Annotated in this window: 17 protein-coding genes, 1 other RNA gene and 1 pseudogene; 4 read left to right on the top strand and 15 right to left on the bottom strand. The window is 65.4% G+C overall.

Annotation, left to right across the window (positions count from 1 at the left end; translation table 11 throughout):
- Positions 1 to 2 precede the first annotated feature (2 nt).
- The 6 genes and pseudogenes from OG203_RS34410 to OG203_RS34385 all read right to left on the bottom strand — a co-directional run bounded on the left by OG203_RS34410 (position 3) and on the right by OG203_RS34385 (position 4,841).
- Positions 3 to 791, bottom strand: coding sequence for a class I SAM-dependent methyltransferase (locus tag OG203_RS34410; RefSeq protein ID WP_405161382.1), 789 nt, complete (start codon positions 789 to 791; stop codon positions 3 to 5).
- Between the two features lie 65 nt (positions 792 to 856).
- Positions 857 to 2,623 carry a sugar-binding protein gene (locus OG203_RS34405; protein WP_405161381.1) on the bottom strand — a complete coding sequence of 589 codons (1,767 nt, stop codon included), beginning with the start codon at positions 2,621 to 2,623 and terminating at the stop codon, positions 857 to 859.
- A gap of 73 nt (positions 2,624 to 2,696) precedes the next feature.
- Positions 2,697 to 2,993: pseudogene (locus tag OG203_RS34400) on the bottom strand (response regulator); the annotation flags it as partial.
- Positions 2,994 to 3,068: 75 nt separating this feature from the next.
- Positions 3,069 to 3,506 (bottom strand): DUF488 family protein, encoded by a 438-nt coding sequence (locus OG203_RS34395; RefSeq protein WP_405161380.1) that lies wholly within the window; start codon positions 3,504 to 3,506, stop codon positions 3,069 to 3,071.
- Positions 3,507 to 3,627: 121 nt separating this feature from the next.
- The gene (locus tag OG203_RS34390; protein WP_405161379.1) at positions 3,628 to 4,311 is read right to left on the bottom strand and encodes a hypothetical protein; all 684 of its coding nucleotides are present in this window, start codon (positions 4,309 to 4,311) and stop codon (positions 3,628 to 3,630) included.
- Positions 4,312 to 4,538: 227 nt separating this feature from the next.
- The gene (locus OG203_RS34385) at positions 4,539 to 4,841 is read right to left on the bottom strand and encodes a hypothetical protein (protein WP_405161378.1); all 303 of its coding nucleotides are present in this window, start codon (positions 4,839 to 4,841) and stop codon (positions 4,539 to 4,541) included.
- 306 nt (positions 4,842 to 5,147) lie between these two features.
- Between OG203_RS34385 and OG203_RS34380 the strand changes: the two genes are divergently transcribed.
- Both OG203_RS34380 and OG203_RS34375 read left to right on the top strand, forming a co-directional pair.
- Positions 5,148 to 5,414: a type II toxin-antitoxin system Phd/YefM family antitoxin gene (locus OG203_RS34380; protein WP_330249824.1), complete on the top strand. Its 267-nt coding sequence runs from the start codon at positions 5,148 to 5,150 to the stop codon at positions 5,412 to 5,414.
- Positions 5,411 to 5,665 (top strand): Txe/YoeB family addiction module toxin, encoded by a 255-nt coding sequence (locus OG203_RS34375; RefSeq protein ID WP_330249825.1) that lies wholly within the window; start codon positions 5,411 to 5,413, stop codon positions 5,663 to 5,665. The genes OG203_RS34380 and OG203_RS34375 overlap by 4 nt, the downstream gene beginning before the upstream one ends.
- A 43-nt stretch (positions 5,666 to 5,708) precedes the next feature.
- Here the strand turns inward: OG203_RS34375 and ssrA are convergent.
- The 7 genes from ssrA to recQ all read right to left on the bottom strand — a co-directional run bounded on the left by ssrA (position 5,709) and on the right by recQ (position 12,640).
- Positions 5,709 to 6,080, bottom strand: a transfer-messenger RNA (tmRNA) gene (ssrA, locus tag OG203_RS34370).
- A gap of 82 nt (positions 6,081 to 6,162) precedes the next feature.
- Positions 6,163 to 7,026, bottom strand: a complete 864-nt coding sequence (locus tag OG203_RS34365; RefSeq protein WP_405168101.1) for an EamA family transporter — start codon at positions 7,024 to 7,026, stop codon at positions 6,163 to 6,165.
- A complete protein-coding gene (gene smpB, locus OG203_RS34360; protein WP_405161377.1) occupies positions 7,023 to 7,496 on the bottom strand; it encodes an SsrA-binding protein SmpB in 474 nt (157 codons plus the stop codon). The genes OG203_RS34365 and smpB overlap by 4 nt, the downstream gene beginning before the upstream one ends.
- A 65-nt stretch (positions 7,497 to 7,561) precedes the next feature.
- A complete protein-coding gene (locus tag OG203_RS34355; protein WP_405161376.1) occupies positions 7,562 to 7,798 on the bottom strand; it encodes a hypothetical protein in 237 nt (78 codons plus the stop codon).
- Positions 7,799 to 7,866: 68 nt separating this feature from the next.
- Positions 7,867 to 8,934 (bottom strand): metallophosphoesterase, encoded by a 1,068-nt coding sequence (locus OG203_RS34350; protein ID WP_405161375.1) that lies wholly within the window; start codon positions 8,932 to 8,934, stop codon positions 7,867 to 7,869.
- A 96-nt stretch (positions 8,935 to 9,030) separates the two neighbouring features.
- Positions 9,031 to 10,521, bottom strand: coding sequence for an alkaline phosphatase (gene phoA, locus OG203_RS34345; protein ID WP_405161374.1), 1,491 nt, complete (start codon positions 10,519 to 10,521; stop codon positions 9,031 to 9,033).
- A gap of 232 nt (positions 10,522 to 10,753) precedes the next feature.
- Positions 10,754 to 12,640: a DNA helicase RecQ gene (gene recQ, locus OG203_RS34340; protein ID WP_405161373.1), complete on the bottom strand. Its 1,887-nt coding sequence runs from the start codon at positions 12,638 to 12,640 to the stop codon at positions 10,754 to 10,756.
- Between the two features lie 389 nt (positions 12,641 to 13,029).
- Between recQ and OG203_RS34335 the strand changes: the two genes are divergently transcribed.
- Positions 13,030 to 13,548, top strand: a complete 519-nt coding sequence (locus OG203_RS34335) for a GNAT family N-acetyltransferase (protein ID WP_405161372.1) — start codon at positions 13,030 to 13,032, stop codon at positions 13,546 to 13,548.
- On the top strand, positions 13,548 to 14,171 hold the full coding sequence (locus tag OG203_RS34330) for a histidine phosphatase family protein (protein WP_405161371.1): 624 nt from the start codon (positions 13,548 to 13,550) through the stop codon (positions 14,169 to 14,171). Before OG203_RS34335 ends, OG203_RS34330 begins: the two co-directional genes overlap by 1 nt.
- A gap of 14 nt (positions 14,172 to 14,185) precedes the next feature.
- On the opposite strand, the gene hisN is transcribed toward OG203_RS34330, so the two are convergent.
- Both hisN and OG203_RS34320 read right to left on the bottom strand, forming a co-directional pair.
- On the bottom strand, positions 14,186 to 14,971 hold the full coding sequence (gene hisN, locus OG203_RS34325) for a histidinol-phosphatase (RefSeq protein ID WP_405161370.1): 786 nt from the start codon (positions 14,969 to 14,971) through the stop codon (positions 14,186 to 14,188).
- Between the two features lie 201 nt (positions 14,972 to 15,172).
- The gene (locus OG203_RS34320) at positions 15,173 to 15,763 is read right to left on the bottom strand and encodes an NADPH-dependent FMN reductase (RefSeq protein WP_405161369.1); all 591 of its coding nucleotides are present in this window, start codon (positions 15,761 to 15,763) and stop codon (positions 15,173 to 15,175) included.
- Between the last annotated feature and the right edge of the window lie 15 nt (positions 15,764 to 15,778).

The following is a 15,778-nucleotide window of genomic DNA, read 5'->3' as shown; positions in this document are numbered from 1 at the left end:
GGTCATGCGCGGGAGAAGACTGCGTGAAGGAGGGGTGGTTGTTGGGGCGGGAACTCGACTGTTATTGCGGGGTCGGCGAATTCGGCGAGAGCAGCGAGAGCTTGGGGGCGGTAGGCGCGGAGCATGCTGATGATCGCATCGTGCAGGAACGGCAAGATGGTTATCGGGCCCTTGCGCAGCGCGCCTGGCGCCGCGACGACGAGCCCTAACAAGGGGATGAGTGGGAGTATCGGCGTTGGTAGTCGGGCGAGGTCGATCACCAGGAATTTCGTGCCGATGCGGGTGGCTTCGGAGATGGCGCGCCAGGCGAGTGCCGGGGGTAGGTGATGGAACGACATCGCGAATACCACCAGGTCATAGCTGTTGTCGGGCGCGTCGATGGCGGTGGCGTCGACGACCTGGGTGTTGGCGCGCTGGTGCGTGCCGAGGGAACCTGCGGCGATATTGGCGACCGAGGTCGGGTCCAGGTCGGTGACGGTCACCGTCGCGCTCGGGTGTAGTTCGAGGATCTTCGCCGACAGTTTCCCGTGTCCCGCACCGAGTTCGAGGATTCGCGGGCTGTCGATGTCGGCGACCAATGCCAGTGCTGTGCGCGCGTTGTCCTCGTGCCAGTCGCTTTCACCCTTGCGCTCGAGTTCGCTGATGACGACCTGTTTGATGTGATCCGGCACGTCGTAGCGATCGATGTATTCGAGCAGATCGGTCTGCATCCGCCGGTCCAGCCAGGAGGCGCTCGGGCCGCCGCGTGGCATCGTGTCGATGTCGAAGACACATGATTGCTGCTCAGCCATGACTTACCAAAATCCCTTGCTCGCCGATGTTTTCACGGTACCGGGTGCGGGTAACGCGAGCCGAGCTAGCGGGCGGGCAACGGGTTGCCCGCGATCGGCACTCCGGTGCGCTTGGTCTGGGCCAGGGCGGCAGGCGAGTCGGCGCTGTGAGCGGCGGTTTGCGGTATGGCAGGCGGTATCTCGGCTGTCGGCGGGGGCCGATAGTCAGCGAGTACCGCGGTGCCCCACACGTAAGGATCTGCCTGCGCACTGCCGAATGGTGACCAGGCCAGGCGCGTTTGGCCGGTCTTGTCGTCGGTGTCGGAGTCGTAGACGAGGATGTTCATCGCGAACCTGGCCGGATCGACCGGTGCGGGCAGCTCGGTGAGGGGGATCTTCACCTCGACCGAGTAGCCGCGGTACGGCTCGGTGACGATCGCGGCCACCCGCATCCCCGGTATCGTCTCTCCCTGATGATTGTCGGCGTCGCGCTCGGCGGCCGGACCACCGCGGTTCGCCGTGTACGGCAGGATGCCGGTTTTGAAGGTGGTCGAGGTGTCGTCGGAGTCGCCGCGCGGATCGATGGCTATCTCGACCGAGTCGGTGCGCCAATGCCGTTTGATGTCGTCGGCCGCGAGTTCGGCGCCCTTCCGATCGTCGGTCACGGTGACGAGCACGTAGAGGTCGTCATCGTGCCTGGCCAGCTTCGCGGTCGCCGTGCAACTGCCGCCGCCCTGCCAAATAGCAAGCGGCAGTTCAGGTCCCGGGTACTCCCCCGGTCCGTCGGCGCCGTTCAAGATCGGTGCGATCGCAACGGCCGGGATGATGGTGGTCGGGTTCGGCGGGTAGTCCGGCTGGACCCGGTTGGCCAACCAGGGCACCCCGGTTCGGTCGGCCCAGTCCGCGAACTCGGCGTACAGCGGTTTCAGTCCGGTCTGCCGGTGCACCGGCGCCTCGATGAACCGGCCGTCCTCGGCCAGGACGGTGAACCAGTCGGAACCGAGCTGCTGCGGGTCGGTCGGCATTCGCGCGGGCTTCGCGGCGTAACCCTGTGTGAGATATAGCCGAGCCGCGTCGCGCTCGAGCTGCGCCCAGGTCGTGTTGTGTGCGCGCGAGCGGGTGCCGGACCACACGCCGAGGAGCGGCAACCCGGTGTCGGGATCGGTGCGGGGTTGTTCGGGTGCGTCCGGTCCGAGCAGCGAGTCGAAGCCGTAGTTCTGGGCGAGGAGCCTGGTGGGCTGCCACGGCGTCAGGCCCTCGTCGGTGAGCTGCTCGGGATATGACTGCGGGTCGCCTGCCAGTCGGCACGCTTCGATACCGAGACGTGCCGAAAGTTGGTGGCCGCCATGCTGATTGAACGGACGGGGATCCATCACCACGATCGTGTGCGGTGTGGTCAGGCGGACCAGCCGCACCAGTCTGGCCCTGGTGTCCTCGCCCCAGATGCGTGCGGTCAGCGGCGCGGAGAGGGTGTACCAGAAGTCCGGCTTGTCGAGGTAGTAGATGTTCTCGATCCCGGCGAAAGCGGTCGCCTTGCGTTCCTCCGTCTCGCGAATCAGGCCCAGCTCCGGACCTTCCTGCAGCCCAACGGCATTGCCGCCACCCTCGCCACGGGTGACGGTGACGACGCCGGTGCTCCAGCCCAGGTCTTCGTGCCACTGGCCGAAGGTGGACAGGTTGCTCGATTCGTCGTCCGGGTGCGCGCCGATGAACAACACGTCGGTGTGGGCCGGGTCCCGCTGCACCGTGTTCCGTCGCCCGCGGTCCGAGGAACTGTCCGTGACCAGCCAGGTTGCGGCCAGTCCCAAAGCAAGGACGGCTCGGCGGCTCAGCGGGCCCCCTACTCCTGCCATCGAAGCTCGCCTGCCGTCAGTCTTGCAGGGGTAGCCAGGCGAACTGGATGAAGAAGTTGTCGATCTGTTTGATCGCCTCGATCCGTTCGAGAACCTGGCGGCCGTCGTACTTCGGCAGGTTCAGATCGAGCAGAATCAGGCCGGCCCGCGGCGCGTCAGCGTGATCGCCTTGCCGGTAGAGAAAGTCCAGCGCCTCTTGCCCGTCACGCGCCACATGCAAGGTATTGCCAACCTTGTTCTCCTCCAGCGCTTCCCGTGTCATCAGCTCGTCACCGGAATCGTCTTCCACGAGCAAGATGTCGACCGAATCGCCGAAAATGCGCACGCATGCTCCTAGGAATCTGTCTGCGTTCGAGTATTGGGCGACCATGACGATAGTCGGTGGTTAGCTCGACCCGCTCGAGTGAGCGCCGTCCCGAGCCGCGGGACGACAGCAGACGCCCGGTCAACCCAGGTGCTCAATCGTGACGCCACCCCAGCGCCGCGCCAGATATTCCGCAACCAACCGACGATGACAGTGGTGCGGCGCGTCCTCACTACAAAGCAGAACCGCATTGTCGACCAGTTCCCGCGGAACAGCCTCCTCGATACCCCGCTCCGCCATCAGTTCCAGAAACCGCGCCTCATACATCGCCCAGCCAGTACCCAACTTCCGATAGTCATCCAACATCGGCTGCGTAGGCGCCAAATCCGGCCGATGTTTGTACTCCATACCGCACAACTCACGGACGAAGTACCTCAAATCATCCCGCTTAGCGAACCCCGCCAACTGCGAAACATTGTTCAACCGAACATCGATCAGCGTCCCCGCCCCCGACGTCCGCAAGAGTCCGAAGAACCTCTCGGCAGACTTCTTCGTGAACCCGATCGTATGAATCTTCATCCGCCTGCCATCCTGTCGGCGCGAAGCCCTAGTTGACGTACATGATGCCGCATCCCTGACGACCCAGAGCTCTGACAACAGCTGCGCAGGACGAGACAGGTACTCACAGCGGCCGAGAACCTCACCCTGGTTGCAGGACGGCACCTGCTCTCAGTGCCTGTATCCTCCGTCGCAAGACCTCGTTGATCGAATCGTTCAACATGACCTCGAATTGCGTCATGATCTTCGTGTCGACAGTTTCCTCGTCGTCGAATTCTTCCAGAGTCAAGAACAATGATTGAATTTGTTTTGGTATTTCTGGATCTTTTGGATGTTGACTATACATTTTAATCAGCCCTTCGTATCTCTCACGTATATGCACCAAGCGGTAGTAACGTGCAGTCAGCATGTCTACAACACCGTGCCACAACCAACGGGCAGAGTCATCGCGAAAACTGATGCGGAGCCGTTCCTCCAAGACTCGTGCTGAGATGCGAAATTCTTCAAATTGCCGAGTAAATCTTTCGGGATTAGGGGGAACAACCCATCGTTGCGAGCTCGGGGTAGCTGCTTTGTGCTGCTCGACGCGGACTACCTCCGTCAGCCTGAAATAGAACGCGTAGGCAACCGTCATCATCTCAGTACTCAGGTCCTGCCTCAGGGTACGAGTCTCTCGACGCGCTTGGGCTTGCTGGATCAAAACGCTGACAACCAGCCCGCCCAGGAGGGCTGCCACAGTCGGGCTGACAGCATTCAGTGCGGCCTGCCTCCAGAAGTTTTCCCCGGATGTGACCGCAACGAGCAAAGCCGAATCGAGCGCAGCCACGTTACCCCCTCGAATACCAGAACTGTTCGACATGCCTTACGCCACAGCATAATTGAGTCAGGGCTGGTCACGCCCCTTTACACTGCCGTCGGCGTGAGACTTGGACACAACATCGGAGTTGCGCAACCCTCGAGATTCGGCCGGTTAAGCAGCCGTCGATGAGGAATCTTTACCGATCGAGTCGACCGCCGTGAAATCCGGCCCTCCATGGCGCTAGCCCAAGCTGTCTATGCCTGTCGGCCGGACTCAGCCTCACCCGAGCCGACCTCGCCGCACGCAGACCTTTCCACTCGGCGGCAGTAGACGAACAGGATGTTCTCGGGTTCGGCAGCTTCGTGGTCGGAGATGAATGCGCTCTCCCGAGACTCCAAGACCTCGAGGCCTGATCGGCGAAGGCGGTCGAGGTAGTCGGGTGCGGCATAGCTGCTCGCCCGAGTGGGATGGCCCATGAAGGCGATGTCGACCTGTTCCACATCGGCGGGAACGGTGGCGAGGAGCAGGTAGCCGCTGGGGCGTAGCCAGCTCGCCATGCTGTCCACAGATGCGGACGGATCCACTGCACCGCCTGGCGCGGATGCGGTCAAGCGCTCTTCGAATACCCGGCCACAGGCGCCGGCAGGTTCCGCGGCATCATGGCCGCTATACACCCATCTGGTCAGCACTCCCACACATGGTGTCGACTAAACACCGGAATGGCAGCCGCTGGGTCCGACACCACTTTGGGCGGCAGCAGGCAAAGTATTCATGACCGGCGTTGCTGGGACCCACAGCGCAGGCCTCACCGACCCGTACCGGAATCCGGTACCATTGTGAGTGACACCGCGAAAGGGGCCGCCATGACCACCTTCTCTGCCAGCGAGGCACGCGCCAAGCTATACCCGCTCATCGAGCAGGTTAACGACGACGCCGTAGCAATCCACATTACCGGCCGCAAAGGCAACGCCGTTCTCATCTCTGAGGACGAATACAACGCCCTACGCGAGACGCTCTACCTGCTGCGTTCCCCCGCCAACGCCGCGCGGCTCGCCCAGGGCATCGCGCAGGCCGAAGCGGGTGACGTGATCGAGGTGGACATGGATCGGCTCGCGAAAGGGCTTGAATGAGAGTAACTTTCGTCAAGGTCGCATTCGAGGACTTCGAGCATTGGGTCAGCACCGACCGTAAGATGGCGTTGCGGATCATGCGGCTGATCGGCGATATCCAGCGCGACCCGTTCAACGGTCTCGGCAAGCCCGAGCCCCTGAAAGGCGACAAGTCCGGCTACTGGTCGCGGCGGATCAACGACGAACACCGCTTGGTGTACTCGGTCGCAGGCGACACCATCACTATCGTGCAGGCTCGCTACCACTACTGAACCGACACGACAAAAGGCCCGGTCCAGGTGGACCGGGCCTTCTCGGTGGAGCTGCCGGGAATCGAACCCGGGTCCTCTGCCGCGTCTCCAGGGCTTCTCCGTGTGCAGTTCGCTGTGTCTCTACTTGGATCTCCGGGTCTCGCGAACAAGCTCAGATGACGATCCCAGTCGCTGTTTGATGTTCCATTCTGGTCCGCGACCGGCCAGAACAGTAAGTCCCTCTAGCTGATGCCAGGACCCGGGTCGAGGGACGAACCCGGACTGACAGACTTGCTCTGCTACTTAGGCAGCGAGAGCGAAGTCGCGCTGATTGGAATCGGCGCTTAATTGGTTGCGATGACGCTTACGGTGGTCTCTCGCCTGCACCGACACGCTTCCCCTGAATCTACGTACAAAGTCGAAACCGTTCAGCCCCGTACGCCCCGGCACCGTGCCGGGCTGTTCATGTTAACACCGCCCAGCGCCCGGTTCTTCCCATTATTCGGCGGGTGTCGGGCTCAGGCGACGGCGATGAGTCCGACCGCGACTAGGGCGAGCAGCATGCCTGCCTGCTGTTGACGCCCGACGCGTTCGCCGAGCAGCACCATCGCGAGCAGGACGGTGGCCGCGGGGTACAGCGAGCCGATCACGCTGACCAGCGAGAGTAGCGATCCGTGGAACGCGTACAGCAGCGCCGCGTTGCCGATCACGTCCAGCACGCTGATGTAGACGGCCAGCCGTAACGGTTCGCCGCGCAACCGCTTGAACTGTCCGGCCGTGAGCGCAGTACCCCACACCACGCCGGTGGCCGCGGCCCGCTGCGCGAGCAACGGCCACAGCCCGGCTGACGCGGCGGTCTGGTGCATGAAGACGAACATCAGACCGAATGCCAAACCGGATCCGACGGTCAGCAGGGCGACCCTCTTGGTGAACCGCAGCTCGCGGCCACCGGTGATCTCCTCGGTGACGGCGTCCGGCGATTCCCGGCTGACCAGCAGCACGGCGATCAACGCGAACCCGATACCGGTGAACGCGAGCGGCCCTGGACGCTCCCCGATCATCAGCCCGACCAGCACCGGCACGCCCGCAACGAGCACCGCCGTCAGCGGCGACACGACCGCCATCGGACCGCTGGCGAGCGCGGCATAGAACCACCAGACGGCGAGACCGCTGGCAACGCCCGCGGCCAGACCCCAGCCCATCGAGGCGGCATCTATCGTCCCGTCGACAAACGGCAGGAGCGCGAGCACCAGCACGATCGAAAACGGGTAGGAGTAGATGACGACCCGCAGCGCGGTCACCTTTCGGGCCGCGACGCCGCCGAAGAAGTCGCTGACGCCGTAGCCGAGTGCGGCTACCAGCGCCAGCAGGACGGCGGTCAGCGCATGCCTTTGATACGCCGCCCTAGCTCGCGGGTGACTTCGCGCTCAGCGTCGCGCTTTGCCAGATCCTGTCGCTTGTCGTAGTCCTGCTTACCCTTGGCGAGGGCCAGTTCGACCTTGACCTTGCCGTCGGAGAAGTACATGGACAGCGGGACCAGCGTCTGGTTGCCCTCGCGCGACTTGCCGACGAGGCGGTCGATCTCCCGCTTGTGCAGCAACAGCTTCCGGATCCGGCGCGGTGAATGGTTGGTCCAGGTGCCGTGGCTGAACTCCGGAATGTGCAGCCCACGCAGCCACACCTCGCCGTTGTCGACCGTCGCGAACGCGTCAACCAGCGAGGCCTTGCCTTCACGCAGGCTCTTGACCTCGGTACCAACCAGCGCGATCCCTGCCTCGTAGGTGTCAAGGATCGTGTAGTTGTGCCGCGCCCGGCGGTTGGTCGCGATGACCTTGCGCCCCTGTTCCTTCATAACGATCAACCTTAAGTGACGCGGCAACCGGATTATTCCCAGGTCGGGGCGCGGCACCCGAGGTACTAGCCGCCTGGGCGCATAGTGACCCAGAGTGTGAGCAGCGCGATGAAGGCCACGACGAGCAACACCGTGGAAAATCGGGGCCTGCCGGGTCTCGGGGGCGGGCGGTGCCGCAGCCACACCCCTTCGACGGTCGGGTCGATCCCCCTGCGTGTGTTCGGCGGCGCGTCCGGAACATCGGTGCTCGGGGAATTGCCCGACGCGTCGCCCCCGTCGCCTGGGCCATCACCGTGAGCCATAGCGAGCACGGTAGCCCCGCACGGTCGCGACACGCCGCAATTCCCGCGTGCCGCAACATAGTTGGTACTCAGGCGAGACGTCGGGCGAATGCCTCGGTGGCGGCTGAGGTCGCGACGTCGACGGTGAACACGCGCAGGTCGACGGTGGTCGGAGTGAGATCGAGCACCATGAAACCGAGCTCGTGATAGTTCTCGAACAGCGCGGGATGCCCGCCGCGCGGCGTGATCGAGGGTTCGGCGGCGACGGTCTTGGCGGCGGCGCCGGACACGATCTGCCTGGTGCCCTTGGATTCGACGGTCGGCTCCAGCACTTGAAGCGAATGGTCGTGCCCGGAAAGCAGGAACTGGCAGGCGCCCGCGACGTGGTCCTCGATGAGGTGCTTCACGTGGATGCCGTTGATCGGATCGATCGGCAGGTTCTCGTAGTGTCCCGCGTCGCCGTGCGGGCCGTTGTTGAGGTAGGGCTGGTGGGTGCAGGCGATCTTCCAGGTGGCGGTGGATCCAGCGATGGCCCGGTCGAGCCAGGCGCGCTGCTCGTTCATGAACTGCCCGTCGACCGACCAGTACGGCGAAAGGATCGGCGGGATATAGGCGGCGAGCGGGTTGACGTCGAGGACGAAGAACTCGACAACGGGATTCTGCTCCGGCACCCGGACCGAGTAGTACCGGCTCGGCATCCACCAGCGCGGCGAGTTCGCGTGGTACTCGACCTCGTGGTTGCCGCGCGCCAGCCAGGCGCCGTCACCGGGGAAGACGGAACTGGTGTCATGGTTGCCGAGCACCATCAACCACGGGAAATCCAGTCCGGTATTGGGGTTTTCGAACTTGTCGGCGAATTGGCGGTCGGTGCCGCTGTTCGGGCCGAGTTCGTAGATGTTGTCGCCGAGGCCGAGGGCGAGGGCGGCCGGTTCACGGCGATGGAACTCGCGCATGGCGTTGGCGACCGCCCACTGGGTGCGCGTTCCGGTGCCCGCGTCGCCGGTTACCAGCACGCGCAGCGTGCGCCCGGTCGGGAAGGCGAACTTGGTGACTCCGGCCGCGACCGGCACCGCCTGCGCGGGTGAGAGACCGACCAGCGATGCGACGCCCGCCGCACCGGCCAGGAAGCCCCGGCGACCAAAACTGTTGTCAGGCATACGATGTCCTCCGCAGTCCGGCCCCACCCGGCGACCATCCTCGCCTATCGGGCGAACAATGGCGACGCCGGGCGGGGCCGGATCAACTGGGGAGGACTACTTCGCCGCGGCGGCCGGCTTCTTGTTCCGGTCAAGGCCGAGCGCGTCGGACATGGTGAAGAACAGGTCTGTCTGATCGGTCAGACCGACCACGTTGGCGGCACGCGGGCCGTAGGCGGCGAGGCGCAGCTGGGTGCCGGTGTGCTCCTGCGAACCGCCCGCTTCGGCGTTGCCGTAGGAGACGCCCATCTCGGCGCCGTCCTTGGTGACGACCTTGCTGGTCAGCGAGAGCGACTTGGTCTCCAGCGGAACGATCTGGCTGCTGTGCGCGTGGTCGGCGGTGACGATCACCAGGGTGTTGCCGTCGTTCTTGGCGAATTCGAGCGCGGCCTGCACGGCCTCGTCGAGGTCGACGGTCTCACCGACCTGACCACACGGGTTGGCGTTGTGGTCCTGCTTGTCGATCGAGGCACCCTCGACCTGTAGGAAGAAGCCATCCTTGCGCGGCTTGAGCAGGTCGATCGCCTTGCGCGTCATGGTCGCCAGGTCGGGCTGGGTGGCGGCGCGCTCGGGGTTGGGCTTGCAGGTCTGCGCGGGCAGGTTCAGGCCGTTCTGCACGGCGTTGTCACCCGTCCAGCGGACCGGCATGTTGCCGGGCGTGAACAGGCCGAGCACCGGCGCGTCCTGGTCCGCCTTGGTGATGCCATCGAGACCGGTCTTGTCGGCGACGAGGTTGTAGCCGCGCGCCTTGGCCTGGTCACGCAGGGTCTGGCCCTGCCACTGGCCACCGGCCGCCTTCTGCTCGAAGCTCTTCGAGCCGCCACCGAGGGTGACGTCGGCGCGAGTGTTGAGCAGCTGCTCGCTGATGGAGCCGAGGCCGCCCTTCTCCAGCGCGTTGGTCGGGCACTTCAGTGCCGTCTCCTCCGGGCCGTAGCACTTGCGGTCGGTGACGTGCGCGGCGAGCACGGCCGGGGTGGCGTCCTGGATCTCGGCGGTGGTCACGTTGCCGGTGGCCTTGCCGTTGGCCTTCGCGATCTCGAGCAGGTTGGTCTGCGGGGCACCCTTGAGGTCGACGCCGATGGCGCCGTTGTAGGTCTTGGTTCCGGTCGACCACGCGCTACCGCTGGCCGCGGAATCGGTGACGTAGTCCGGCTTTCCGGTGTTCTTGTCCAGCGAGTAGTGCGTGTACGAGCCGGTGAGCGGCAGTGCGTCGATGCCCTTGAAGTAGCCGCCCGCGCCCTCGGCGACGTTGCGCGCCACCGTGATTTCGGAGTCGCCCATGCCGTCACCGATCAGCAGGATGACGTTCTTGGCCTGGTTGCCGTTGAGCGAGGCGCGCAGCGCGTCGGTCCGGTCGCCGGTGGTGCGGCGGGCGCCACCGTTCTCGGTCACCGTGCCCTTGGCGTTGGGGGTGAGGAGATCGCCGTTGCCCTGCTTCGTGGAATCGGAGGAACCGCAGGCGGCCAGGGTCCCGACGAGAACGGCGGCGCCCAGGATGGCGCCCGCACGGAACCGGCGGGGCAGAGAACGCGACGAGGCAGGGGGCATGAGCGAAAACTCCATTGTTCGTAGATACGACGGTTGGTTGGAGCCTTGCGATGTCGTCTGAACAAAAAGGGCATAGCGGGCAACTAGGCGGTTACCGGACGATTTCCCATTAGCATGTCCGCATACGTCAACTAGCCGGGCGGCAGGCGAATACCGCTGCCGCACAGCAACTTTCCCGTAAATCCGGGTACCAACCCGATCTGCTGGTCACTTGTCCGAAAGGTGGAGAATGTCACTCTCCGGCTAGGACCTCCAGCACCCCTTCGCCGTACTTGGCCAGTTTGTTCTCGCCGACGCCGGTGACTGTGCCGAGCTCGGCCAGGCTGGTCGGCTTGCGCGCCACGATCTCGCGCAACGTGGCGTCATGGAAGACGACATAGGCGGGAACGCCCTGCTCCTTGGAGGTCGCGGCCCGCCACTCGCGCAGCCGCTCGAACAGGGGAGCATCCGCGGGTGCCATCTCCACGGCCGCGGCCTTGCCCGCCTTCGCCGCACGCGCCGGTTTGGTCGGCCGCTCACGTTCGCGACGCAGCAGCACCTGGCGGCCTTCGAACAGCACCTCGTTGCTCGCGTCGGTGAGCGTCAGCACGCCGTAGTCGCCGTGTACCGCGAGCAACCCGCCCGCGAGCAATTGCCGCACCACGCCGCGCCATTCGATATCGCGCAGGTCGGTGCCGATCCCGAAGACCTTCAGCTCGTGATGATCGTGCTGCAGCACCTTGGGGTTCTTCTTACCGAGCAGGATGTCGACGATGTGACCCGCGCCGAAGCTCTGGCCGCGTTCGCGTTTGAGCCGCAGCACCGTGGACAGCAGTTTCTGCGCGGGGACGGTGCCGTCCCAGGATTCGGCCGGGGTGAGGCAGGTGTCGCAGTTACCGCACGGCTGCTGGTCGTGCTGGCCGAAGTAGTTGAGCAACTGCACGCGACGACAGGTCACCGTCTCGCAGAGCGCGAGCATGGCGTCCAGGCGCAGCTGCAACTGGCGGCGATGGGCGGCGTCACCCTCCGAGGAGTCGATCATCTTGCGTTGCTGCACAACGTCATTGAGGCCGTACACCATCCACGCCGTTGACGGTTGCCCGTCGCGGCCCGCCCGGCCGGTCTCCTGGTAGTAGCCCTCCACGGACTTCGGTAGATCGAGATGCGCGACGAAGCGCACGTCCGGCTTGTCGATGCCCATGCCGAAGGCGATGGTCGCGACCACCACCAGACCGTCCTCGCGGAGGAACCGCGTCTGGTTCTCCGCGCGGGTGCGGTTGTCCAGGCCCGCGTGATACGGCACCGCGCTGACGCCGTTCTCGGTGAGGAACGCCGCGGTCTTCTCCACCGAATTACGGGACAGGCAGTAGACGATGCCGGCGTCGCCGGCGTGTTCGGTGCGGATGAATTCCAGCAGCTGACGGTCGGGCTTGTTCTTCGGCTCGATCCGATACTGGATATTGGGCCGATCGAAGCTCGCGACGAAGCGGCGGGCATTGCCGAGGTCGAGGCGCTGGACGATCTCGTCGCTGGTCTTCGCCGTCGCGGTCGCGGTCAACGCGATGCGCGGCACGTCGGGCCAGCGTTCGTGCAGCATGGACAGCGCGAGATAGTCGGGGCGGAAATCGTGGCCCCACTGCGAGACGCAGTGCGCCTCATCGATGGCGAACAGGCCAACCTTGCCGCGATCGAACAGCTGCGCCGTCGATTCCAGCCGCAGCCGCTCCGGCGCCAGGTACAGCAGGTCCAACTCCCCCGCCGCGAACTGCGCCTCCACGGTGCGACGCTCGTCAGGGAACTGGGTCGAATTCAAGAATCCAGCGCGCACACCGAGCGCACTGAGCGCGTCCACCTGGTTCTGCATCAGTGCGATCAGGGGCGAGATCACCACTCCGACGCCGGACCGCACCAGCGCGGGCACCTGGTAGCACAGCGATTTGCCGCCGCCGGTCGGCATGAGCACCAGCGCGTCACCGCCCGCGACCACGTGTTCCACGATCTCCCGCTGATCGCCGCGGAAGCTGTCGTAGCCGAAGACTCGACGTAGAACCTCTTGCGCCGCACCGGATCCGGCGTCCACACCGGGATGGGTGTCGGTCGCCGTGGCCGCGAATGCATCGGTGGGAGTCACCCGGCCCATCCTACGAGCGCGCGCTCGCGGCGCTACCGGTACGTCGCCAGATTCTCCAGGTCGGGTCTCGAGTTATCCACATGTGCATAACTCGCCATCGACTGAGCTGGGCCGAGGCCATGACCTGCGACTCACCCCGGTTGGCCCGAATTCATCCGCCCTGCTGCGGCCTCGAGCTGCTGTTAGGTTGGCGCACATGCACATTGGACGGGGAGTCATCGAATACGAGCGGTGCTGGTCACCGTCTGGGCTCTCTACATCACCGGCATGGACGGAACCCCGCGCCGACTACGGCCGCCGGCGAGCATCGATCTCACCCCGGCCACGCCGGGGCGGTAGAAACGAAGAAGTGCGGCCCGACCCCGATCGGGGCGGGCGTAGGTGGAAAGGAACCAAGCATGCCGGAATCGGCTCCCATGATCGTGGCCACGCAGGACGATGCCGAGGACATCGCCAAGCTGCGTGACCGGCTCGCCCAGTGGATGGTCGACAAGGGCATCGTGCAGTGGGTCCCCGGCGAGTACCCCGCGGCGACGGTCGCAGCGGAGGTGGCGCGCGGCGAATGGTTCGTCTGGCGCGACGAGACTCACGCGCTGATCGCCGTCGTGCGCGTGGTCTGGCGCGACCCGGAATTCTGGGGCGCCGACGATGCCGAGGCCGGCTATATCCACGGGCTGATGGTCGCCCCCGAATGGCGGGGACACGACCTCGGCGACCGGATCATCCAGTTCTGCGCCGACTACACCCTCGCCAACGGGATCACGCGGCAACGTCTCGACTTCGCCGCCAACAATCTCGTGCTCCGGAAGTACTACACCGCACAGGGTTTCATCGAGCTTCGCGAGGCACCGCTACCGCCCCGGTTCCACAACCACGGCACGACCAACATCGTACTGATGGAGAAGATGCTGGCCTGATGACCGGAACGGCCACCCGGTACCTCTATCTCGCCAGGCACGGCGAGGCGACGCCGGACGAGAGCGCACTGAGCGAACGAGGTCGCAGTCAGGCCTGGCTGCTCGGTGAGCGGCTGCGGCACAGCCCGCTCGCACAGGTCCACCATGGTCCGCTGCCCAGGGTGACGCAGACGGCGCAGCTGATCGTCGACCGCTTGGACGGCGTGCCACTGCGCGCCGCAGCATCGGCCGGTGACTACCTGCCCTACCTGCCACGCAAAGATGAGCTGCCTGCGGAATCGGCTGACGCGCTCCTCGGCTTCCTCGCCCAGTTCCCCGCCGAGCAGCGCGAGCACGGACCGCATCTGGCGCGGGCAGCCGTCGAGCAGTTCACCGGCCCGGTCGAGGGCGAAACGCCACGGCACGAACTGGTCGTCACGCACGCCTTCCTCATCGGCTGGCTGGTGCGTGCCGCGCTCGACGCACCGAAGTGGCGCTGGATGGGGATCAGCCCCGCCAACGCCGCGCTCACGGTGATCCGTTACGCGCCGGGCAGACCCGATGCCGTGCTGTTCTTCAACGACACCGGCCACCTGCCACCGGACCTGCGATGGACCGGGTTCCCGCCGGAACTGCACCTCTGAGAGAGGCCCCGCGATCAGGGCCGCAAACGACTCAACGTCTCGTCATGCAGCAAACCATTCGTCGCAACGGCATCACCACCATGCGGCCCAGGCTGCCCGGCGAGCGAGGTGAAACGCCCACCCGCCTCACGGACCAGAATGTCGAGCGCGGCCAGATCCCACAGCGAGACTTCGGGTTCGGTGGCGATATCGAGCGCACCCTCCGCGAGCAGGCAATAGGTGAAGAAGTCGCCGTACCCACGAACCCGCCACACCTCGTCGGTGAGCGCGAGGAAGTTCTCCCGCAGCCCGCGCGCACGCCAGCCGGAAAGGCTGGAGAAGGCCAGGCTCGCCGAGCTGAGCTCAGCAACGGCGGACACCGAAATCGGTTTCGGCGCTTCGGCATCGAAGCTGGCCCAGGCGCCCGACCCCGCCGCCGCCCACCAGCGCCGAGACAGCGCGGGCGCGCTCACCACGCCGACCATCGGCACGCCGTCTTCCAGCAGCGCGATCAGCGTGGCCCAGATCGGCACGCCGCGCACGAAGTTCTTCGTGCCGTCGATCGGATCGATCACCCACTGCCGCCCGGTGAACTCGGCGTCCCCGCCGAACTCCTCGCCGAGCACCGAATCAGCCGGCCGCTGCTCGGAAAGCACCTGCCGGATCGCCTTCTCCACCGCGAGATCGGCATCCGACACCGGCGTCAGGTCCGGCTTCGCGTCCACTTTCAAATCGAGCGCCCCGAACCGCGCCCGGGTAATCCCGTCGGCCGCATCGGCCAATCGCAACGCGAGTTCCAGGTCAGCAGAGTCCACAGCCACGTCCGCACCCTATCGGGTCACCCCACCACCCGATCAGCGCGGCACAACTCCGCGCGACCAACCGACCTTCCGCGCAGACAGCTGTGAGCAGGCGGAAGATCTGGATTACCGGATCGCGACGCCGTCGGACCGTGGCGCCAGAGTCCGATGCCACCGGACTATGCGGGCGCCGGACCGTCTTTCCAGCGCCCGCCCATCGCCTCACCCCACCGCGGCAACCGTGCGCGCCGCCGCCAAAGCATCGGCCCACCACTGCAACTGATCGAGCATCGCCAACGCCGCCGCCCCGGGCTCGTCCGGTTCCCGAAGCCGACCTTCCTCATCGAAGAGCAGGTAGTACCGCGGAAACGAGACGTAATTACGCACGGTGTGCGCGTTGAGTTCGTTGAAGATCTGCCGCAGGTGTTCGATGGCGAGCAACCCGCCGCTCGCGCCGCTGTAACCGACGAAACCGATTGCCTTGGCGTCCCATTGGGTGAAATGCCAGTCGATGGCGGCCTTCAGCGCGGCCGGGATGCTGCGGTTGTAGTCGGGCGTGACGATCACGAACGCGTCGGCCGCCGCGAGCCGCTCGGTGAGATCGATCATGCCGTCCGGCCGCTCGGGATTCGGGTCCATCGCCGGTGAGACGGCGGGCAACGCCAGCGGCAGCTGCGCGTCCGCCAGGTCGATAACGTCCACCTCGAACGCGCCGTGTCCCCTGGCGTGTTCGGTGAACCATTCGGCTACCACCGGTCCGAAGCGTCCCTCCCGGACGCTGCCGATGATCACCGCGAGTTTCAATGCCGACATCGAGTTCCTCCCACA

Source organism: Nocardia sp. NBC_01499, assembly GCF_045040275.1.
In the GTDB taxonomy this organism is placed as follows: domain Bacteria; phylum Actinomycetota; class Actinomycetes; order Mycobacteriales; family Mycobacteriaceae; genus Nocardia.
This window is presented reverse-complemented; position numbering and strand designations above follow the sequence as displayed.